The sequence below is a fragment of the Trinickia diaoshuihuensis genome, from assembly GCF_003390925.1.
Taxonomy (GTDB): domain Bacteria; phylum Pseudomonadota; class Gammaproteobacteria; order Burkholderiales; family Burkholderiaceae; genus Trinickia; species Trinickia diaoshuihuensis.
Window position 1 is genome coordinate 14,087 of the sequence record NZ_QUBS01000003.1, and the last position, 19,728, is coordinate 33,814.

Sequence of the window (19,728 nt, forward strand, 5' to 3'; positions counted from 1 at the left end):
ACGCGGCCGGCCGAAAGGCCGTCAGGCCAACGTACGGTACAACGCCTCGAACAAAATATCGGCGCCCAGTACGAAGCCGCGTCCGCCCACGTTGACGTAAGCCGACAACGTGACGCACAGGTTCTTGGAACTCGACGACATATACGGCTCGCTGACGATCGTTTCGCCGGGGCGCACGAGCGCGTCGCGGAAATAGGTGCGCTTCGACCAATTCGCCCCGCTACTGCGCGCGAGCATCGGAAACGTCGCCCGGCGCCAATCGTCGTGCCTGTCCGATTCGATGTTCTCGCCGACTTGGCGGCCGGTATCGTCGAGGACGAACACGCGCAGCGCCCATTCGCACGCGAGAAAATGCCGCGCCGCCTGCTCCACCGGTATCCCGGAGCACCACGCATCGCGAAATTGACCGAACGCGTGACGGTACGGCGTCAATTCGTCGAGATCGCCGACGCGCCGCAGCTTGCGCGCGTGCGTCAGCCGATCGTCGAAGGCCGGCGTGGCGACGCGCGAGACGGCCGCCGCCGCATCGATCTCGATCGCGGGTCGTCCAAAATAATAGCCTTGGACGAAATCGGCATCGCAATCGGCGCTGAGTCGAGCTTGGTCCGCCGTCTCGATCCCTTCGACGACGATAAACGTGCCGATGTCGTGCAGCAGATCGACGAGGCGCAACAAGCTTCGCGCATTCCGATAGCTGGAAACCGCCTTACAAATCAATTCGCGATCGAGCTTGACGACATCGGGACGCAGATCCCACACACGCCCGAGATTGGTCAGTCCCGCGCCGAAATCGTCGAGCGCGATGAGGAACCCATAGCCGCGCAAGCGATCGACGGCATCGACGAGTGCAAAGGGCAACTCTTGTCTGGCCTCCAACACCTCGATAACGACCCGCCCCGGCGCGACGCCGCTCTCGAGCAGATCGTCGGCCAACGCCGGGCCGTGCACCGGATCGACGAGCACGTCCGGGTGCAGGTTCAGGAACAGGACGCTCTCGTCATCGGCGAACCGGACAAAACGTCGCAGATGATGCCGGATGCACGCCCGTTCGTATTCGCCGTAGCGCCCGGCCTGCCGGGCAACGGCAAACGCATGCTCGGGCGAACAAGACGCCCCGCCTTGACTGGCCCGCAGCAGGGCCTCGTATCCGACGGCCGCTCCGTGAGCCAGCGAGAGTACGGGCTGGAAGGCGCTTTCTATTCGTGGCAGTCCGGGCGCTTGAGGATCGTTCATGGAACCGAGGGTCGCGTCGTTGGGGTCGAAAGCCGGCTTTGCGAATGCAGTGGGACTCGTCGGTCGCAGGCGAGTCCCAGCGTCTTATAACGTCAGATGTTTTGGTGAACTTAACAGTTTTCTTGGGGGAAACGCGAACGGCGTATCAATTTTCCCGGCGGCGCGCCGTTATCAGCGATATAGCCCTAGCAGCGACGGCGGCGCCATACCCCTAGGTGCAACCGTCCCGCAGAGGCGCAACCAAGAGGAAAATTTCGATGGCCGCTGATCATCACTCGATCGACGAACGCACCAACCTGACGAGCTCGAACAAATTCGAGCTATTGCTGTTCCGGCTCGGTGCCGCCCCCGGAAACGACGACTCGCACGAGCTATACGGCATCAACGTGTTCAAGGTCCGCGAAATCATGACGATGCCGACGATCACGCCGATCGCCGGGGCCTCGGAGCACATGATCGGCGCCGTGGACATTCGCGGCCAGATCATTCCCGTCATCGACCTGCCGAAACTGATGGGCTGCCGGCCGTCGCGCGGGCTGAACATCTTGCTCGTCACGGAGTTCGCGCGCTCGACGCAAGCCTTCGCGGTCGAGGAAGTGGACGACATCGTGCGACTCGAATGGAATCAAGTGCTGTCGGCGGAGGGGTCGGCCGGGGGCAGTTCGGTCACGAGCATTGCCCGGATCGACGGCAATACCGGCGACTCGCGGCTCGCGCAAGTCGTCGACGTGGAGCAGGTGTTGCGCGACGTCTTCCCGGCGCAGCATCCGAGCGTCGGGGCCGAGGACGTCGGAACGTCGGTGCGGATGAGCGGCGGCGCCAAAATCCTGGCGGCCGACGATTCGGGCTTCGCGCGCAAGCTCATCGAGCAGAGCTTAAGCGCGCTCGGCGCCGAATACATCATCACCAAAACCGGACAAGAAGCCTGGGATACGCTGACGCGGATCGCCGCCGAAGCCCAGAACGAAGGCGTGCGCGCCCGCGATAAGATCGCGCTCGTGCTGACCGACCTCGAAATGCCCGAGATGGACGGTTTCATGTTGACGCGCCAAATCAAGGCGGACGAGCGGCTGCGCGACATTCCGGTCATCATTCACTCCTCGCTGACCGGCACGGCCAACGAAGCCCACGTCAAGAACGCGGGTGCAACCGGCTATGTCGCGAAGTTCGCCGCCGGCGATCTCGCCGAGGCGATTCGCCAAGCCCTCGCCGCTTAGGCGAGACATTCGGCGCCGCTTCGTCCGTAAAGCCGGCTTTCCGGACGACTATGGATCCCGATCCATCGGACGGCGCCGGCCTGCCGCTCAAAGCAGCGGCAGGCCGGCGTCGTGTTTGACCTCGCGCAGCGACAATATCGATTCCACCGAGGTTACGCCGGGCAACGCGCGCAAGACGTCACGCACGAACGCGCCGTAATCCTCCAAATCGCGCGCCACGACGTGCAGCAGATAGTCGGCGCTGCCCGAAACATTATGGCAGGCGACTATACGCGTGACCCCTTGAATCTCGCGCTCGAATTCGTCGGCCAGACGCCGGTCGTGCACGCCGAAGCGCACGAGCGCGAACGCGGTTACGCCGATCTGTAGCGCGCTCTTGGATAGCACCGCGCGATAGCCGTCGACGTACCCGTCCGCCTCGAGCCGTTTCAGGCGCCGCGCGCAAGGCGTTTCGGTCAAGCCCACCACCTCGGCGAGGCTCGCGTTTGTGATACGGCCGTCCGCCTGGACGGCCATCAAGATTGCGCGGTCGGTCTTGTCGAGAGTCATTCGTCGCTGCCCTGGGGATTGAGGGATTTGCGATGGTAGCGCATGTGCGGGCATCGTCTTTGCTGCCGCATGGCGTCATGCACACCCGCTCATCGACCTCGATCTCGCCCGGCCTGGCCGCCCCGCTCTTCGTCGTTTCGCCGCATCTCGACGATGCCGTGTTCAGTTGCGGCATGCTGCTCGCGAGCCGGCCCGGTTCGATCGTTTGCACGGTGTTTTGCGGCGAGCCCGATCCGCCTCAGTACACGCCGTGGGACCGCAGCGCAGGCCACCGCGATTCGAGCGACGCGCTACGCGCGCGCGTGGCCGAGGACGAGCACGCGCTTGCCGTCTTGCGCGCCCGCGGCGTGCGCCTGCCGTTTCTCGACAGCCAGTACGGAGCCACGCCTACCGTCGAGACGCTCGGGCGCGCGTTGACACATGCATGGCGCGAAGCCGGATTGCCACGCTTAGTCGTGCCCCTTGGGCTGTATCACTCGGATCATATCTTGGTCGGCGACGCGTGCCGCGCACTCGTGCTTGCGCAACGGCTTAGCGACGCGATCGTCTACGAAGACGCGCTGTACCGTACCATTCGCGGCGTGACGGGCCGGCGCTACGAAGCGCTTGCACGCCAAGGCTTCACGTTCGCGCCGCTTGACGCGCAAGCGAATGCGAGCCTGCGTGCGCCTGGCTCGGCGAACGCGAAGTGGCGCGCCGCTCATGCATATCGAAGCCAATTGCGGGCGCTCTCCGACGCCCACCCCTACGATCTCGTGGAGCCCGAGCGCTATCGCCTCATCGTTCCGGCTCGACCGTCGCCGCACCGGCTCCGGACCGCGCCTTCGTCGCGTTGACGCGCCCGCGCTGCGCATCGCGCACGCGCGAGCGCATGGCCAGCACCGCGTCGCTCACGAGGCGCCTGCGCCGTATCGCCCACACGATCCCCGCCGCGAGCGCCCAAAGATCGCGCCCGAGCGAGCGTTCCCTCGCGCAGACGGTCAACGCCCGCGCAGTAGCCGCGTACGCTTCGGACAGCGGCAGACGCAGCCACGCGACGAGCGCGGCATTGCGCGCGAGCATGCGGCGGCGCAACCGCGCGTCGCGCGCCGGGGACGGGTGGTGCGTCACCGCGATCGCATCGCAGTACACGATGGCATAGCCTCGATCGAGCAAATCGAGCGAGACGAGCGATTCCTCACCGCCGATGAACAAGCGAGGTTCATAGCCGCCCACGACGCGGAACGCCCCCGCGCGAAACACGCAAGCGCCGGCCATATAGCCGACGAGCGCCGGGCCCGGCAGCAGTCCCCGCTCGAGAGGGCTCGTTTGCATCTCGATGCAGGTCGGATCGAGTTCCCCCGTCTCCCCCACGAGCACGCGCCCGGACAGCACCGCGACGCGCGGAGCGTCGTCGAGCACGCGTACCGCATGCGCCAGCGAGCCCGGCGACCAATGCGTATCGTCGTCGCTGAACGCGACGTAGTCGGTCGTCGCCGCGGCCACCCCCAGATTGCGGCCGGCCGCACCGAGGTTGCAAGCGGATGCGATGACGCGCACTTGCGGAAAACGCAGCGTCAGCCTCTGCGCCGTGCCGTCAGTCGAGCCGTTGTCCACGACGATGACGGTCGGACGCTCGGGCAATGCGAGCAACCGCTCGACCGTCCGCAAGACCTCCTGTATCCGGTTATGGGTGAGCACCACCACCGATATGCGCGTGGTCAACGTGCCCGCACTCTCTAACGTGTCCATGCGTATGTGCCCCTCTCGTGCGCGCCGGCACCCTGCCGGGCGCCGCGTGCGTCGCGTCACGAGACAGCAAAAAGCGCACCGCGGAGCGCCGCTGAAGCGCCGACGGCTCCCCTCGGCCAGCGCGCGGTGCCGCTTAATTACATCGACTCTGTAACGCCGGCGTCATCCGCCCTCGAACAAGTAAAGATCACAGCAGCGTTTCTCGCCGGTGCAACGCTTCTGCACGTTTGACCGGTCCCCGGAATCGATGGGCACACGGTGTGCTCGACAGGACTCGAACGCTCCGCAAACGCGCCGCACGCCGGCCGATTGCGCGCTCGCCGGGCAGGCCTCCAATATCAAGGACTACTCATGAAAATCGCACTCGTCAGTGAACACGCATCGCCTCTCGCCGTGGCGGGCGGCGTCGACAGCGGCGGACAGAATATTTATGTCGCGCACGTCGCGCGGCAGTTGCACCGCGCCGGGCATCAAGTCGACGTGTTCACGCGCCGAGATCGCGCGCTGTTGCCGGCGGTCTCCGACATGGACGGCGTGCGCGTGATTCATGTTCCCGCCGGGCCGCCGACGCAGATGCCGAAGGAACAGCTATTGCCGTTCATGCCCGAGTTCGCGGACTTTCTCATCGGGTTCTGCCGCCAAGAGAAAACGCCGTACGACATCATCCATGCGAACTTCTTCATGTCCGGCTTCGCCGCGCTGAAAGTGAAGAAGGCGCTTGGCATTCCGCTCGTCACGACGTTTCATGCCTTGGGAAAAGTGCGCCGGATTCACCAGGGCGCGGACGATGGCTTTCCCGACGCGCGTTTTTCGATCGAAGAAGAACTGGTGCGCGAGTCCGACGTCATCATCGCCGAGTGTCCCCAGGACGCGCTCGATTTGCGCGAGCACTACGGCTCCGACCCCTCTCGTGTGCAAATCGTCCCTTGCGGCTTCGATACCGCGGAGTTCGGCCGCCTCGATCGCGCCCAGGCGCGCTCGGCGCTCGGCTGGCCCGCGCAGCGCTTCTCCGTTTTGCAGTTGGGGCGGCTCGTCCCGCGCAAGGGCATCGACACCGTCGTGCGCGCACTCGCCACGCTGCGCGAGCGCACGGACATCGATGCGCATCTGTATGTCGTCGGCGGCAATGCAGACTTGCCGAACGAAATCGCCACGCCCGAGATCGCGCGGCTGCGCGGCATCGCGGCCGGCTGCGGCGTAGCCGACCATGTGACCTTCGTGGGACGGCGCGGGCGCGCACAACTACGCGAGTTCTACGCCGCGGCCGATGTGTTCGTCACGACGCCGTGGTATGAGCCTTTCGGCATCACACCGATCGAAGCGATGGCCTGCGCCCGCCCGGTCATCGGCGCCGACGTCGGTGGCATCCGCTATAGCGTAGTCGACGGCAAGACGGGATTCCTCGTGCCGCCGCGCGATCCCGATGCACTCGCCGACCGATTGGCACGCATCGCGCACGACCCGGCGCTCGGCGAACGCATGGGCGAGGCCGGGTTCGAGCGCGTTCACGCGAGCTTCACCTGGACACGCGTCGCGCACATGCTGGAAGACGTCTATCGCGGCATCGCCCGCGCACCTGCCGAGGCGCCCCCGCTCGTGCGCGAGCGCACGGCGCTCATGCACGGGACCGGCAGCGCGCGCGCCGCGGCAGGCCGCGCTTGAATGCGCGCGCACCGATTCGTCGCGGGGCGCACGCCATGACGAATGCCGCCGTGCTGTTCGACAAGGACGGGACATTGCTCGACGACGTTCCGTATAACGTCGATCCCGCGCTGATGCGATTCGCCCCCGGGGCATGCGAAGCGCTCGCGCTCTTGCACGCTCACGGCTTCCGCCTGTTGGTGATCAGCAATCAAGGCGGAGTGGCGCTGGGCCGCTTCCCATTCGAGGCGCTCGCCCCGATGGAAGCGCACCTGCGCGGCATGTTCGACGCCTGCGGCGTGCCGCTCGCGGGCGCCTACTGGTGCCCGCATCATCCCGCGGGCACGGTTGCGCGTTATGCCGTGCGCTGCTCGTGCCGCAAGCCGCAACCCGGCATGCTGCTGCGCGCCGCAAACGAGCACGGCCTCGACCTATCGGCCAGTTGGTTCGTCGGCGACATCCTCGACGACATCGAGGCCGGTACGCGCGCGGGCTGCCGCACCGTCCTGATCGACAACGGGAACGAGACGCTATGGGAACCGGGGCCGGCACGCATACCAACGTTGCGGGAGCCCAATCTATTGCAAGCGGCGCTTGCCATCGTTCGCGAACAGGAGGCACCGGCACGCGGACCTAAGCTCGACACGATGAAAACCGCAACGACGAACACCACGAGGCAAAGCATTGCATGAGCGCGCTACCTTTCAAGATCGCTCCGCTTCTATCCCAAGCGCATGAGCGAGAGACGCTCGTCTCCCAATGGGGGCCCGAGGTCAAGCGCATCCTTTGCGTGCGGCTCGATCGTCTCGGCGACATCCTCATGACGACACCCGCGATTCATGCGCTGCGCAACTCGGCGCCGGGGCGCCATATCACGTTGCTCACGTCGAGCGTCGGCGCCGAAGCAGCGCCGTACTTGAGCGACGTCGACGAGGTCATCGCCTATGACGCCCCTTGGCACGGACTCGCCTCGCATACGTCATCATCGGTCGATCTCGATATGCAGCGTACGCTCGCCGCGGGGCAATTCGATGCCGCGGTGATTTTTACGGTCTATAGCCAAAGCGCGCTGCCGTCGGCCATGCTTTGCTATCTCGCCGGCATTCCCCGGCGGCTCGCCCATTGCCGCGAGAATCCCTATGGGCTGCTCACCGATTGGGTCTGCGAAACCGAGCCGCACGGCGGCGTGCGCCACGAGGTCGAGCGCCAGTTGGCGCTCGTCGCCAAGGTAGGCGCGGTCAGCACCGATACGCGCATGCGCCTACAGGTGAGCGCATCGGCGCGCCAAGCGCTGGCGCCACGACTGGCCGCGCGCGGCGTCGCCCCGCAAGGCCCCTGGTTCGTCATTCACCCGGGCGCCAGCGCCGCATCGCGCCGCTATCCGCCCGAGCGCTTCGGCGAGGTCGCGGCGCAGCTCGCAAAGGCCCGCCCTTGGCCGATCTTGCTGACTGGAAGCGGCGCCGAAGCAGCGCTCGTTCGCGAGGTCATCGAAGCGGCCGGGCATGCAGTGCGCGCGCGAATGCACGACCTGTCAGGTCTGCTGGACACGGGCGAATTCGCCGCCTTGATCGAGCGCACGGCGGTACTCGTGACGAACAACAGCGGACCTGTCCATCTGGCGTCGGCGCTGGGAACGCCCGTCGTCGATCTGTACGCCTTGACCAACCCGCAACACACGCCTTGGCAGACACCGCAGCGCGTTTTGTTTCGCGATGTCGAGTGCCGCTGGTGCTATCGCGGCGTCTGCCCCGAGGGTCATCACCGCTGCTTGATGGGCGTCCCGGCGGCCGAGGTCGCCGCGGCAGCCCTCGAATTGGCCGCCGAATACGAAGACTCGGCGGGGCGCCGCATGGCGCAGACCGAGTCGGCATCGATCGCCGATCTCGACGCAGTCCCGGCGAGCACGCCCATTTCCTCCTGACCTCAAGCCGAACACCGCCATGTACACACTCGGAATCAATGCCGTTTATCACGACAGCGCCGCGACGCTCGTCAAGGACGGTGTCGTGATCGCCGCCGCCGAGGACGAGCGCTTCACGCACGTGAAGCATGCCAAGCGGCCTGTCCCTTTCTCAACTTGGCAAATGCCGTTCGATGCAATCGACTATTGCCTGAAGGAAGCCGGCATCACCTTGGCCGATGTCGATCACGTCGCGTATTCCTACGATCCGGCCCTGCTGGCGTCGATGCCGGGCCCTTCGCGCGCGGGCGCGACGATCGCCCTGCCGCTCGAGCCGGGTCTGCAGCGCCCGGCCAATCCCGGCGAATCGCCATGGGATCCGCTCTTCGTCAGTTATATCGTCAATGCGCGGGCGCAACTGATCGACGGCGCGCCGCACCATCTCGCCAAGCGTTTTCGCCCCCCCGAGGGCGGCCATCGTTTCGCTTGGCACTATGTCGAACACCATCTCGCGCACGAGGCCAGCGCGTTTTTGGCCGCGCCGTTCGACGATACGGCCGTCCTGACGATGGACGGGCGCGGTGAAGGGGTAACGACGAGCCTCGGCCAATTCGTCGATGGTCAATACAAACGAATCAAGCAGGTCGAGCTGCCCCATTCGCTCGGTTTGCTTTACGAAGCCGTGACGACCTGGCTCGGCTTTCTGCACTCGTCGGACGAGTACAAGGTAATGGCGTTGGCGGCGTTCGGCCGCCCCGTTCATGCGGATGCCTTCCGCGAAATCGTTCGCTACCGCGGCAACGGCAGTTATACCGTCGAGGAGCCGCGCCTCGTCGAGCGTTTCGGGCCCGCGCGCGAACGTGGCGGCCCGTTGGAACAGCATCACTACGACGTCGCGAGTTCCCTGCAGACCGTGCTGGAGGAAACCGTACTCGAACTGGCGCGCTGGCTGCATGAACGCTCGGGCCTCGCCAAGCTTTGCATGGCGGGAGGAGTCGCGCTGAACTGCGTCATGAACGCTCGCGTGCGCGACGAAGGTCCGTTCGACGAGGTCTGGGTGCAGCCCGCGGCCGGCGATGCGGGCACCGCCCTAGGCGCGGCGCTATGGATCGATTGGCGCGAACGCGGCGTGAAAGGCGACCGCAAGCGGCACTGGACAATGAATCACGCGTATCTCGGCCCAGCGTATCCCGATGACGAGATCGAATCGTTCCTACGGTGGTCGAAGGTGCCCTTCAAGCGGCTCGCCGACGTGGCCGGTGAAACCGCCGATCTGCTCGCCGCCGGCAACGTCATCGGCTGGTATCAGGGACGCACCGAATTCGGTCCACGCGCGCTCGGTGCCCGCTCGATCCTCGCCTCGCCGATCGACCCAGGCATGCAAGCGAAGCTCAACGAGATCAAGGATCGCGAGGACTTCCGGCCCGTCGCGCCCGTCGTCATGGAGGAGCATGCGGCCGAGTGGTTCGTGAACGCGCGCACCGCGCCGTTCATGCTGTTCATTTTCGACGTGAAGCCCGAAGTGGCGGACCGTATTCCGGCGGTGCGGCACGTGGACGGTACCGCGCGGGTGCAAACGGTCAATCGCTCGCAGCATCCCCTCTATTACGACCTGCTTGCGGCTTTCCACGCCCGCACCGGTGTGCCGATCCTCGTCAATACGTCGTTCAACACGCGCGGCGAGCCCATGGTGAACTCGCCGCGCGACGCACTCGAATCGTTTTGGACCTCCCCGCTCGATGCGCTCGTCATCGGCCCGTTCCTCATCACCAAGCAAGGAGCCGGTTCGTGAACACTCCAGCGCTCGCTCGCACGCAGCCTCATCGGCAAGGGACGGCCGAAGGCCGCGATGAAGCGTGGCTGTGCCCCGAGATCTCCGTCGTCGTGCCCACGTGGCGCCGGCCTGCGATGCTCGAACGCTGCCTCACGGCGCTCGTGCGCCAAACGCTCGCGCCGGCGCGCTACGAGATCGTCGTTTGCGACGACGGACCGGACGAGGCGACGCGCTCGCTCGTCGAACGCGTCGCCGACGCGCATCGCGCGCGCGGCCTCCAGGTGCGCTATGTCCCGGTCACGGCGACGCAGGGCCCGGCGGGGGCGCGCAACGCCGGTTGGCGCGCGGCGCGCGCCGAGACGATCGCGTTTACCGACGACGATACGATCCCCGACGTCCGTTGGCTCGAAGCGGGGCTGCGGGCCATGGCCGACGGCGCCAGCGCGGCTTCCGGCGCCATCGAGGTGCCCCTGCCCGAGCGCCCGACCGACTACGAGTACGACGCGAGCGGACTCGCGCGCGCGGAATTCGCCACGGCCAACGTATTCGTCCGCCGCGACGCGCTCATCGCCGTGGACGGCTTCGACGAACGCTTTACTTCGGCATGGCGCGAGGACTCCGATTTGCAGTTCTCGTTGCTCGCGGCGGGCCGGCGCATCGTCAGCGCCCCCGAGGCGCTCGTCGTGCACCCCGTACGGCCGGCGCGCTGGGGTGTGAGTCTCTCGCAACAACGCAAGAGCGCCTTCGAAGCACTGCTCTATCGCAAACATCCGGGGCTTTACCGCCAACGCATCGCGAGTACGCCGCCGCTCGGCTATTACGCAAGCACGGCCGCCGCGCTGACAGCGATCGCTAGCGCGTTGGCGCATGCCACGGCAATCGCCGGTATCGGCGCGCTCGTCTGGCTCGTGCTTACGCTGCGCTTCTTTCTGCTGCGCATGCGCGGACGCAGTCTCGCCCCGGCGCATGTTGCCGAAATGGCGGCGACCTCGGTGCTGATTCCGTTCCTCTCGATCTATTGGCGCCTGCGTGGCGCGATTCGCTATAGGACATGGTTCCTCTAATGCGCTTCTCCCCCACTTCGCCGGCGTTCTCGCCGCCGCGTCGCGTCGCCATCTTCCGTGCTCTACAGCTCGGGGACATGCTGTGCTCGGTCCCCGCCTTGCGCGCGCTGCGCCGCGCGTGGCCCGACGCGCATATCACGCTCGTCGGGCTGCCCTGGGCCACGCGGTTCGTCGAGCGGTTTTCCTCGCTCGTCGACGAGCTCGTGGTATTCCCCGGCGCGCGCGGGTTTCCGGAGCAGGAAGAGACCGATGCCGGCTTGCCGCAGTTCTACGCGGCCATGCGCGCGCGCCGGTTCGATCTCGCATTGCAGATGCACGGTAGCGGCGGTCCCGCCAACGAGATCGTCGAGCAATTCGGCGCTCAGGTTTGCGCAGGCTTTCACCAGCCGCACGAAGCCCCCAAACCGGGTTTCATCGCATGGCCCGACGATCTGCCGGAGCCTCACCGCTACCTGGCGCTCGTTCGCGCGCTCGGGATCGACGCGCATGACGCGACCCTCTGGTTCCCGCTGTCGCTGCACGACCGCTGCGAATACGAGGCTTTGGAAGCACGGCACGGCATCGAGCCCGAGCGATTGATCGTGCTCCATCCGGGCGCGCAATTGCCGTCGCGACGGTGGCCGCCGGCCCGATTCGCGGAAGTCGCCGATGCGTTGTCCTCGCGCGGCTGGCAAATCGCCATCACCGGCACCTCGAACGAAGCGGCGATCACGGCGGCCGTGCTAGGCGCCATGGCGGCGCCCGCTCTGCATCTGACCGGATCCACGACGCTCGGTGGACTCGCCGCGCTCGTCGCGCGGGCACGGCTCGTCGTCTGCAACGACACCGGCATTTCCCACGTCGCGGCGGCCATGCGTACGCCGAGCACCGTCATCGCCTCGGGCAGCGATACGCGGCGCTGGGCCCCGCTCGATCGCACGCGTCACCGCGTGCTGGCCGATTACCCGCCTTGCCGCCCTTGCGCGTTTCGCGATTGCCCGTACGGCCATCCATGCGCGCTGAACGTCAGCGTCGCGCACGTAGTCGAAGCCGCGCTCGAACAACTTTCCCATCGCGCGCGCGCCCATCCGGCGGGTGCCGGCGTCTTGCACGCGCGCGCGCATCATCGTGACCCAAAGGAGCCGCGTCATGCGACATAACCGGCGTTTGCGCGTGCTGACTTGGCACGTTCACGGCAACTACCTCTATTACCTCACCCAAGCGCCGCACGATTTTTGGCTCGTGACGCGCCCCGGTCATCCGCCCGGTTATGCGGGGCGCTCGGGCGTGCTGCCCTGGGGAGACAACGTCCATGAAGTCGATACGGCCGTCGTCGCGCAACGCGAGTTCGACGTCGTGCTCTATCAGCACCGCGAACATTGGGAGCACGATCGGCACCTCGTGCTTTCCGAGGCGCAGCGCAAGCTGCCGGCGATCTATCTCGAGCATGACCCGCCGCAAAACAACCCGTTCTCCGAGCGCCATTGGGTCGACGATCCATCGACGTTGATGGTGCACGTCACGCACTTCAATCGCTTGATGTGGGATTGCGACGCGTTGCCGACACGCGTCATCGAGCATGGCGTGGTGGTACCCAAGGGCGTGCGCTACACGGGCGAACTGGAGCGCGGCATCGTCGTCATCAACAACTTGGCCTCGCGCGGGCGCCGCCTGGGTTCGGATGTCTATGCGTCGGTGTCGGGCCGGGTGCCGCTCGACCTCGTCGGCATGAACGCGAAGCAAGCGGGCGGCCTTGGCGAAATCGGCAACTTGGATCTCGCCGCATTCACGTCGCGCTATCGGTTTTTCTTCAACCCCATTCGATGGACGAGCTTGGGCCTCGCGATCATCGAAGCCATGACGATCGGCATGCCGATCGTCGGGTTGGCCACGACCGAATTGCCCACGGTGATCGTCAACGGAGAAAACGGCTATGTCGCGAGCGACGTCGATACGCTCGTCGATCACATGCGTGCCTTGCTGGCCGATCCGCGCGAAGCGCGTCGTTTAGGTGAAGGCGCCCGGCGCACCGCTCTCGACCGATTCAACATCGAGCGCTTCGTGCGCGATTGGAACAGCGTGCTCTGCGAGGTCGCGCTGTGAACGCGGCGTTTTCGCACGACACCAGACAGGACAAACGGAGCCATCGACGATGAGAGAACTCGATCGAAAGCGAATACTGGTTACGGGTGGCGCCGGCTTTCTCGGCTCGCACCTTTGCGAACGGCTCGTCGAGGCGGGACACGACGTGCTGTGCGTCGACAACTTCTTCACGGGCACGCGCGAAAACGTCGCGCATTTACTGGGCCGCAGCAACTTCGAGTTGATGCGGCACGACGTTACGTTTCCGCTCTACGTCGAAGTGGACGAGATCTATAACCTCGCCTGCCCGGCCTCGCCCATCCATTACCAATACGATCCGGTCCGCACGACCAAGACGAGCGTGCACGGCGCGATCAACATGCTTGGGCTGGCCAAACGCGTGCGCGCGAAGATCTTTCAGGCGTCGACGAGCGAAGTGTACGGCGATGCGCGCGTCCACCCGCAGAAGGAAGACTACTGGGGACACGTGAATCCGATCGGGCCGCGTTCATGCTACGACGAAGGCAAGCGCTGCGCGGAAACGCTGTTCGTCGATTATCGCCGTCAGTACGGGATGGAAGTGCGCATCGCACGCATCTTCAACACGTACGGCCCCCGCATGCATCCGGCGGACGGGCGCGTCGTCTCGAACTTCATGGTCCAAGCGCTCTCGGGCGAACCGCTGACCGTCTACGGCGACGGCTCGCAAACGCGCTCTCTCTGTTACGTCGACGATCTGATCGATGCCTTTATCCGACTGATGGACGCGCCCGACGGCACCTGCGATCCGGTGAACCTCGGCAATCCTCACGAGATCACGATGCTCGAACTGGCCCAGCATATCAAGCAAGCGACCGGCTCCGGCAGCGAGATCGTGTTTCGTCCCTTGCCGATCGACGATCCCTGGCATCGTCAACCCGACATCTCGAAGGCCCGCGCGCTATTGGACTGGGCCCCGTCCACGTCCCTCGACGAAGGGCTGCGCGCGACGGCCGAGCATTTTCGCGAACGGCTTGCGAGCCGCCCGCAATCGCACGGCGCGCAAACTCCGGCCGTTCGTTGACGACGGCGCGCTTACGGTTCCAGCTTCACCTTGATCCAGCCCGGTTGCCGCTTATCGAACGCTTTATACGCATCGATCGCGTTCATGATCGGCTCGCGCTGGGTCAGAATCGAGAGCGGATCGATCGAGCCGTTGCGCACGAGTTTGACGAGTTCCGGAAGAATCGAGCGGTGGTTGCAGTTGCCCATGTGGATCTGTAGATTCCGATTCATAGCCTCGCCGAGCGGAAAGCGCGCGAGGCTCGGCGGATAGACGCCGATCACCCCGATCGTGCCCGCCTTCGCCACGGCTTTCACGGCCCACTGGATCGCTTGCGTCGGGCCGCTGCCGGGCTTCCATTGACCGTCGCCCTCGCGCGCGCTGCTTGCCTGCTCCGGCGCCACCTCCTTCACTTCGGCATCGAACATTTCGCCCTGCTGGGCGTCGGCGGCAGGACCCTTATCCGCGCGCTCGGCATCCACCCCGACCGCATCGATCACGCGATCGACACCGATACCGCCCGTCAGCGCTCGCAACGCCTCGACGGGATCTTCTCGATCGAAGTCGATCGGCTCCGCCCCTTGCGCGCGCGCCATCGCGAGACGCGATTCGAGCCGGTCGATCGCGAAGATACGGCCGGCACCCATCAACCGAGCGCTCGCGATCGCGAACTGCCCCACGGGACCCGCGCCGAACACGGCCACTGTATCGCCGATGCCGACGCGCGCGAGTTGCGCGCCGAACCAGCCCGTGGGGAAAATATCGGACATCAAAATGGCGCGATCGTCGTCGATGTCGTCGGGCAACCGGACGAGGCTGGCCGCGGCGAGCGGCGTGCGCGCGTACTGGGCCTGCAGGCCTTGGAACGGTCCGGTGTCTTTCGGCCCGCCGAAAAACGCCGTGCCCGCCAGGCGCCCATTGGGATTCGCGTTGTCGCACTGCGCCGTGTAACCGGAGCGGCAGTACGAACAGTAGCCGCACGAGATCGTCGACGGAATTAGCACGCGATCGCCTTTCGCGAGATTGCGCACGGCCGAGCCGACTTCCTCGACGATACCCACGCCTTCGTGGCCCAGAATCGTGGCCGGCTGCATACCGCTGAACGTCCCGCGCACCATATGCAAGTCGGTCCCGCAGATCGCGCTCGAAGTCAGGCGCACGATCGCGTCGGTCGGGGCCTGCATTTGAGGATCGGGGACGTTGTCCAGACGGATGTCGCCGATACCATGAAACACCACTGCTTTCATCTTGCCCTCCATTCGTACTGGGTTGGATACGGTCCCATAGGCAAGCAAGCGGGGGTCCCGAAAGGCCCGTCGCGGCTTCGGCTCCACGCTGGAGCGGGCACGGGCGGTGCGCGATTGCGCGTGGCAGTCGCGCGGCGTACGCGCGCGAGAGCCACTTACGCTACCGGAGCCGCCATGAACCAAGACACCACCCGCACGATCGAGATCTATCGCTACGACCCGGATCGCGACGCGGCGCCGCGCATGCAGCGTTACGAGATCGAATTGACCGGCGCCGACCGCATGCTGTTGGACGTGCTGACACGTCTGAAAGGAATCGATGAAACCTTGTCGTACCGGCGCTCTTGCCGCGAAGGTATTTGCGGGTCGGATGCGATGAACATCAACGGCAAGAATCGCCTCGCCTGCCTCACGAACATGCAGACGCTGCCCAAGCACATCGTGCTGCGGCCGCTGCCGGGGCTGCCCGTCGTCCGCGATTTGATCGTCGATATGACGACGTTCTTCAAGCAGTACCATTCGGTACGCCCCTGGCTCGTCAACGACGATCCGCCGCCCGAACGGGAGCGGGCGCAGTCGCCTGAGGAGCGCGACGAGTTCAACGGCTTGTACGAATGCATTCTTTGCGCATGTTGTTCCAGCGCGTGTCCCACCTTCTGGTGGAATCCGGACAAGTTCGTCGGGCCCGCGGGGCTCTTGCAGGCCTACCGCTTCATCGTCGATTCGCGCGATCAAGCAACCAGCGCGCGCCTCGACAACCTCGAAGATGCCTATCGCTTGTTTAGATGCCGCACGATCATGAATTGCGCCGATGTCTGCCCCAAAGGGCTCAACCCGGCCAAGGCGATCGGCCATATCCGCTCGATGCTCACGCGGCGCGCGATCTAGGCGTGCGCGGTCAACCGTTGAATCTCCCCGGCCAGCGCGTCGATCGGTACCGGCTTGACGAAGTGCGCGCGAAAGCCCGCCTTGGCCGTACGCTCGCGAATGGCCGGGTCGCTATGGCCCGTCAACGCGATCGCCGGCGGCGAAGCGCCGTCGTAGGTATGCGCCATGTCGCGAATCGCCGTCAACACATCGCAGCCGTCCTGATCCCCCAGCGAGATATCGCATACGACGATGCCCGGCCAATTCGACGGGGCCGTTTCGCGCAGGCGTCGCAGGGCATCGTCGCCCGAGGCGGCGAGTTCCACATGGGCGCCGTTCGCGACCAGCGCCGCTTCCAGCGCATCGCGGGCCTCTTCGTCGTCGTCGATCGCGAGGACGTTGATGCCGTCGAGCCGCGCAGCCGCGGGGGCGACCGGCGCGATCTCGCCGTCGGCCCCCACGACCGGCAGCAGCGGCAAGCACGCGACGTAAGCGACGCGGCCATCGACGGCCATCGGCTGGAACGTCCCGCCGGCCGCGCCCAACGTGCGCTCGGCTTCGGCCGCCTGTTCGTCCGATAGGGGTGCGGGTTCCCCTCGCGAACCGACGACGGCGAGCCAGGCATTATTGTTCGCGCGCTGCGCTCGCAACTCCACGCGCGCCCCGGCGGGCGCGTGCTCGATTTCATTGGCGCAGAGCATCGCCACGACGCGCTGGACCTGCTCGGTCTCGCCCGCGACGGGGAGATCCGGATCGAGCACGCGCAGAGCGAAATCGATGCCCTGCTTCGTCGCCTCGGTGGCGACGCGCGCGCCGATCGCCGCCGCGAGATCGCCCACGCGCATCGGCTGCGCGGCAAGCTTGCGCTGCGTATGTTCGAGTTCGCCTTGTTCCAACTGCAGCGCCCACATGCGCGCGTAGACGCCGCCTTCGCGCGCCAGCAATTGCTCGTGCCGGCCCTGCTCGACGATACGCCCATGGTCCATGACGAGGATATGGTCGGCATCGACGATCGTCGACAGACGGTGCGCGATGACGACCGAGGTCCGCCCCTCGGCGAGCCGTTTGAATTCGTTTTGAATCGCGCGCTCCGAACGCGTGTCGAGCGCCGAGGTCGCCTCATCGAAGACGATGATCGGCGGGTCCTTCAAAAAAGCGCGGGCAATCGCGATCCGTTGCCGCTCGCCGCCCGACAAACGCACGCCGCGTTCGCCCACGCGCGTGTCGTAATGATCGGGCAGACGTTCGACGAATTGATCGAGCTGCGCGGCCCGCGCGGCCCGCACGATGTCGGCGCGCGTCGCGTTCGGATGCCCGTAGCCGATGTTGTAGGCGATCGTGTCGTTGAACAGCACGGTGTCTTGCGGCACGATGCCGATCGCGCGGCGCAGCGAATGGCGCGTCACCATCCGCACGTCTTGGCCGTCGATCGTAATGCGGCCGCTCGTGGGGGCGTACAAGCGAAAGAGCAGCCGCATGAGCGTCGATTTACCCGAACCGCTGCCGCCCACGACGGCAAGCGTGGTCCCCGCCTTCGCGCGGAAATCGACGTCATGCAGTATCTGACGGGCGGGATCGTAGCCGAACTCCACGTGCTCGAAGGCAATCTCGCCGGCCGTCACGACGAGCGGCATGGCGCCGGGCTCGTCGCGATCTTCGTCGACCGTCGCGTCGCCGCCTTCCAGGCTATCGGCAGCCAGCACGACGAACATCCGCTCCACGTTGACGAGGGCATCGTTCGTTTCGCGAAACACGAACCCGAGCGTATTGAGCGGCATGCAGACCTGCACGATGTACGCGTTCACGAGGACGAGATCGCCGAGCGTCATCCGCCCCGCGACGACGTACTGCACCGCGAGCAGCATCATCACGGCGATGCCGAGGCACACGATCGCGCTTTGCCCCAAATGCAGCGCGGTGAGCGCGCGCTGATTGGCAAGCCGCGCGACGATCCATTGCGAGAGCACGCCGCGGTAACGGGCGGTCTCTAGGTCTTCCGCGGCGAAGTACTTCACGGTGTCGTAGTTGAGCATGCTGTCGACGAGCCGGCTGTCGGATGCCGCCTCCAAGCGGTTGACCTCCCGCTGCACGAGCATGCGCCGGCGCGTGAAGATGACCGTGTAGGTCGCGTAGCCCACGAGCGTCGCCGCGATGATCCAAATGAAAGCCACCGTGAAATTGCTGGCAATGATGGCGATCACGGTGCCGATTTCGATCAAGGCGGGCAAGATGGTAAAGAGCCCCACCCCGAGCAGATAACCGACGCCGTCGGTGCCCTTCTGCACGTCGCGCACGATCGAGCCCGTCTCGCGCTGCGAGTGGTAGCGGGCGCCGAGGCGGTGCAAACGCGCGAACGTGCGCTCCGCGAGTCCCGCTACCGTATGCTGCGTGACGGTACTGAAGACGACGTCGCGCGCTTCGCCCAACGCATCGCCGATAAAACGCAGCAACGCATAGCCCAGCACGAGAAAAACCGGAAACAAGGCCAGCGCCGTGCGGTGCCCGAGATCGTCGATGATCTCGCGCAACGCGAGCGGCACCGACACCCCCGCGAGCTTGGCGACGATCATCAATGCCGCGGCGCCGAACGTCTGTTTGCGATACCGCCACATGGCGGCCCACAGATCGGCCGCGATGCGCCCCTTGACTCTTGCCTGTATGCGTCGTCCGATCCGTTTCACGCCCGCCCTCGTTGGTCGTCGGCCAAGATCGACTCGTCGACGCCGACGATCACGTTGCACTCATCGAGGTTCGTGCCGCCGGCGGGCATATGACGGCGCAGCGCGTCCTCGGCATGGCCGCGCAACGCCTCCCGTGCTTGGAGCCGCTTCGCTCCGGGCAGCGCGGCATAACGCTCGACGACGCTCGGTTCGATCACGAGGCTCAGCGCGCAACGCGAATCGAGAATGCTCGTGCTGCCGGCCGACGCAACCCACGAGATCTGGATCGTCACGACGCCGCCGGAGTTGGTGACGTGCGTGATCGACGCGGATGGGAACGGGAAACTCTTGAACAGAGCATGTTCGATTTCGGCAAGGCTTTGCCGTGTGTCGAGCGATTCGGTCATCGGCTCTCCTCTTCACGGTTAGGGGCGCGCACGAACACCGCGCATGTCTAATGCAGGATAGACGCAATGCGCGTTCCAGCGTCGAGTGTCGCCGTTCGCAGCCGTTCGCGGCATGTCCCTTGCAGCAAGCTGACTGTGCGTGCGAAGTTGAAATAGGACGCGCATTTCGCAACCATTTGAACGGAGGACCATCATGAAGACTTCGACCAAGAAGACGCTGCTGGTTTCGTTGCTCGCGATTGCGTGCGCGGGCGGTGCTTATGCTCAAAGCGCGGGCGGTGCCGGCGGTGCCGGCGGGGCCGGCGGCTCGGGCGGCGGGACCGCGGGTGCGGCGG

The 19,728-nt window shown here is 65.7% G+C and carries 17 protein-coding genes; 11 read left to right on the forward strand and 6 right to left on the reverse strand.

What is annotated here, in order from left to right; translation table 11 throughout:
- Positions 1 to 21 precede the first annotated feature (21 nt).
- Complete coding sequence (locus DXT59_RS00440) at positions 22 to 1,233, reverse strand: sensor domain-containing phosphodiesterase (protein WP_116134811.1); 1,212 nt, start codon at positions 1,231 to 1,233, stop codon at positions 22 to 24.
- A gap of 257 nt (positions 1,234 to 1,490) precedes the next feature.
- Between DXT59_RS00440 and DXT59_RS00445 the strand changes: the two genes are divergently transcribed.
- Entirely contained in the window at positions 1,491 to 2,450 is a 960-nt protein-coding gene (locus tag DXT59_RS00445; protein WP_116134813.1) for a chemotaxis protein CheV, read from the forward strand.
- An 87-nt stretch (positions 2,451 to 2,537) separates the two neighbouring features.
- On the opposite strand, the gene DXT59_RS00450 is transcribed toward DXT59_RS00445, so the two are convergent.
- Positions 2,538 to 2,999, reverse strand: a complete 462-nt coding sequence (locus tag DXT59_RS00450) for an Lrp/AsnC family transcriptional regulator (protein ID WP_116134815.1) — start codon at positions 2,997 to 2,999, stop codon at positions 2,538 to 2,540.
- A gap of 77 nt (positions 3,000 to 3,076) precedes the next feature.
- On the opposite strand from DXT59_RS00450, the gene DXT59_RS00455 reads away from it, so the two are divergent.
- Positions 3,077 to 3,835 (forward strand): PIG-L family deacetylase, encoded by a 759-nt coding sequence (locus tag DXT59_RS00455; protein WP_162877881.1) that lies wholly within the window; start codon positions 3,077 to 3,079, stop codon positions 3,833 to 3,835.
- Here DXT59_RS00455 and DXT59_RS00460 read toward each other — a convergent pair.
- Entirely contained in the window at positions 3,777 to 4,730 is a 954-nt protein-coding gene (locus DXT59_RS00460; protein ID WP_116134819.1) for a glycosyltransferase family 2 protein, read from the reverse strand. The genes DXT59_RS00455 and DXT59_RS00460 overlap by 59 nt on opposite strands.
- Before the next feature lie 351 nt (positions 4,731 to 5,081).
- Between DXT59_RS00460 and DXT59_RS00465 the strand changes: the two genes are divergently transcribed.
- The 8 genes from DXT59_RS00465 to DXT59_RS00500 are packed head-to-tail and all read left to right on the forward strand — an operon-like array spanning position 5,082 to position 14,233.
- A complete protein-coding gene (locus DXT59_RS00465) occupies positions 5,082 to 6,392 on the forward strand; it encodes a glycosyltransferase family 4 protein (protein ID WP_116134821.1) in 1,311 nt (436 codons plus the stop codon).
- 35 nt (positions 6,393 to 6,427) lie between these two features.
- A complete protein-coding gene (locus DXT59_RS00470) occupies positions 6,428 to 7,063 on the forward strand; it encodes a D-glycero-alpha-D-manno-heptose-1,7-bisphosphate 7-phosphatase (protein WP_116134823.1) in 636 nt (211 codons plus the stop codon).
- Complete coding sequence (locus tag DXT59_RS00475) at positions 7,060 to 8,292, forward strand: glycosyltransferase family 9 protein (protein ID WP_116134826.1); 1,233 nt, start codon at positions 7,060 to 7,062, stop codon at positions 8,290 to 8,292. Before DXT59_RS00470 ends, DXT59_RS00475 begins: the two co-directional genes overlap by 4 nt.
- 19 nt (positions 8,293 to 8,311) lie before the next feature.
- Positions 8,312 to 10,063 (forward strand): carbamoyltransferase family protein, encoded by a 1,752-nt coding sequence (locus tag DXT59_RS00480; protein ID WP_116134828.1) that lies wholly within the window; start codon positions 8,312 to 8,314, stop codon positions 10,061 to 10,063.
- Positions 10,060 to 11,109, forward strand: a complete 1,050-nt coding sequence (locus DXT59_RS00485; RefSeq protein WP_420823351.1) for a glycosyltransferase family 2 protein — start codon at positions 10,060 to 10,062, stop codon at positions 11,107 to 11,109. The genes DXT59_RS00480 and DXT59_RS00485 overlap by 4 nt, the downstream gene beginning before the upstream one ends.
- The gene (locus tag DXT59_RS00490; protein WP_116134830.1) at positions 11,109 to 12,248 is read left to right on the forward strand and encodes a glycosyltransferase family 9 protein; all 1,140 of its coding nucleotides are present in this window, start codon (positions 11,109 to 11,111) and stop codon (positions 12,246 to 12,248) included. Before DXT59_RS00485 ends, DXT59_RS00490 begins: the two co-directional genes overlap by 1 nt.
- Positions 12,238 to 13,191 (forward strand): glycosyltransferase, encoded by a 954-nt coding sequence (locus tag DXT59_RS00495; protein ID WP_116134832.1) that lies wholly within the window; start codon positions 12,238 to 12,240, stop codon positions 13,189 to 13,191. Before DXT59_RS00490 ends, DXT59_RS00495 begins: the two co-directional genes overlap by 11 nt.
- A 49-nt stretch (positions 13,192 to 13,240) precedes the next feature.
- The gene (locus tag DXT59_RS00500; protein ID WP_116134834.1) at positions 13,241 to 14,233 is read left to right on the forward strand and encodes a UDP-glucuronic acid decarboxylase family protein; all 993 of its coding nucleotides are present in this window, start codon (positions 13,241 to 13,243) and stop codon (positions 14,231 to 14,233) included.
- 11 nt (positions 14,234 to 14,244) lie between these two features.
- Here the strand turns inward: DXT59_RS00500 and DXT59_RS00505 are convergent, their stop codons facing one another.
- Positions 14,245 to 15,459, reverse strand: a complete 1,215-nt coding sequence (locus DXT59_RS00505; protein WP_116134846.1) for a zinc-dependent alcohol dehydrogenase — start codon at positions 15,457 to 15,459, stop codon at positions 14,245 to 14,247.
- Between the two features lie 174 nt (positions 15,460 to 15,633).
- Here DXT59_RS00505 and DXT59_RS00510 point away from each other — a divergent pair, with 174 nt between their 5' ends.
- Positions 15,634 to 16,347, forward strand: coding sequence for a succinate dehydrogenase/fumarate reductase iron-sulfur subunit (locus DXT59_RS00510; RefSeq protein ID WP_116134836.1), 714 nt, complete (start codon positions 15,634 to 15,636; stop codon positions 16,345 to 16,347).
- On the opposite strand, the gene DXT59_RS00515 is transcribed toward DXT59_RS00510, so the two are convergent.
- Positions 16,344 to 18,938 (reverse strand): ATP-binding cassette domain-containing protein, encoded by a 2,595-nt coding sequence (locus DXT59_RS00515; RefSeq protein ID WP_116134838.1) that lies wholly within the window; start codon positions 18,936 to 18,938, stop codon positions 16,344 to 16,346. The genes DXT59_RS00510 and DXT59_RS00515 overlap by 4 nt on opposite strands.
- Before the next feature lie 65 nt (positions 18,939 to 19,003).
- Positions 19,004 to 19,393: a DUF3022 domain-containing protein gene (locus tag DXT59_RS00520; RefSeq protein ID WP_116134840.1), complete on the reverse strand. Its 390-nt coding sequence runs from the start codon at positions 19,391 to 19,393 to the stop codon at positions 19,004 to 19,006.
- Positions 19,394 to 19,728: the final 335 nt, after the last annotated feature.

What these genes read in the sequence shown, in the direction of transcription:
- DXT59_RS00440 (WP_116134811.1), bottom strand. Translation starts at nt 1,233, where the DNA reads ATGAACGATCCTCAAGCGCCCGGACTGCCACGAATAGAAAGCGCCTTC.
- DXT59_RS00445 (WP_116134813.1), top strand. Translation starts at nt 1,491, where the DNA reads ATGGCCGCTGATCATCACTCGATCGACGAACGCACCAACCTGACGAGC.
- DXT59_RS00450 (WP_116134815.1), bottom strand. Translation starts at nt 2,999, where the DNA reads ATGACTCTCGACAAGACCGACCGCGCAATCTTGATGGCCGTCCAGGCG.
- DXT59_RS00455 (WP_162877881.1), top strand. Translation starts at nt 3,077, where the DNA reads ATGCACACCCGCTCATCGACCTCGATCTCGCCCGGCCTGGCCGCCCCG.
- DXT59_RS00460 (WP_116134819.1), bottom strand. Translation starts at nt 4,730, where the DNA reads ATGGACACGTTAGAGAGTGCGGGCACGTTGACCACGCGCATATCGGTG.
- DXT59_RS00465 (WP_116134821.1), top strand. Translation starts at nt 5,082, where the DNA reads ATGAAAATCGCACTCGTCAGTGAACACGCATCGCCTCTCGCCGTGGCG.
- DXT59_RS00470 (WP_116134823.1), top strand. Translation starts at nt 6,428, where the DNA reads ATGACGAATGCCGCCGTGCTGTTCGACAAGGACGGGACATTGCTCGAC.
- DXT59_RS00475 (WP_116134826.1), top strand. Translation starts at nt 7,060, where the DNA reads ATGAGCGCGCTACCTTTCAAGATCGCTCCGCTTCTATCCCAAGCGCAT.
- DXT59_RS00480 (WP_116134828.1), top strand. Translation starts at nt 8,312, where the DNA reads ATGTACACACTCGGAATCAATGCCGTTTATCACGACAGCGCCGCGACG.
- DXT59_RS00490 (WP_116134830.1), top strand. Translation starts at nt 11,109, where the DNA reads ATGCGCTTCTCCCCCACTTCGCCGGCGTTCTCGCCGCCGCGTCGCGTC.
- DXT59_RS00495 (WP_116134832.1), top strand. Translation starts at nt 12,238, where the DNA reads ATGCGACATAACCGGCGTTTGCGCGTGCTGACTTGGCACGTTCACGGC.
- DXT59_RS00500 (WP_116134834.1), top strand. Translation starts at nt 13,241, where the DNA reads ATGAGAGAACTCGATCGAAAGCGAATACTGGTTACGGGTGGCGCCGGC.
- DXT59_RS00505 (WP_116134846.1), bottom strand. Translation starts at nt 15,459, where the DNA reads ATGAAAGCAGTGGTGTTTCATGGTATCGGCGACATCCGTCTGGACAAC.
- DXT59_RS00510 (WP_116134836.1), top strand. Translation starts at nt 15,634, where the DNA reads ATGAACCAAGACACCACCCGCACGATCGAGATCTATCGCTACGACCCG.
- DXT59_RS00515 (WP_116134838.1), bottom strand. Translation starts at nt 18,938, where the DNA reads ATGTGGCGGTATCGCAAACAGACGTTCGGCGCCGCGGCATTGATGATC.
- DXT59_RS00520 (WP_116134840.1), bottom strand. Translation starts at nt 19,393, where the DNA reads ATGACCGAATCGCTCGACACACGGCAAAGCCTTGCCGAAATCGAACAT.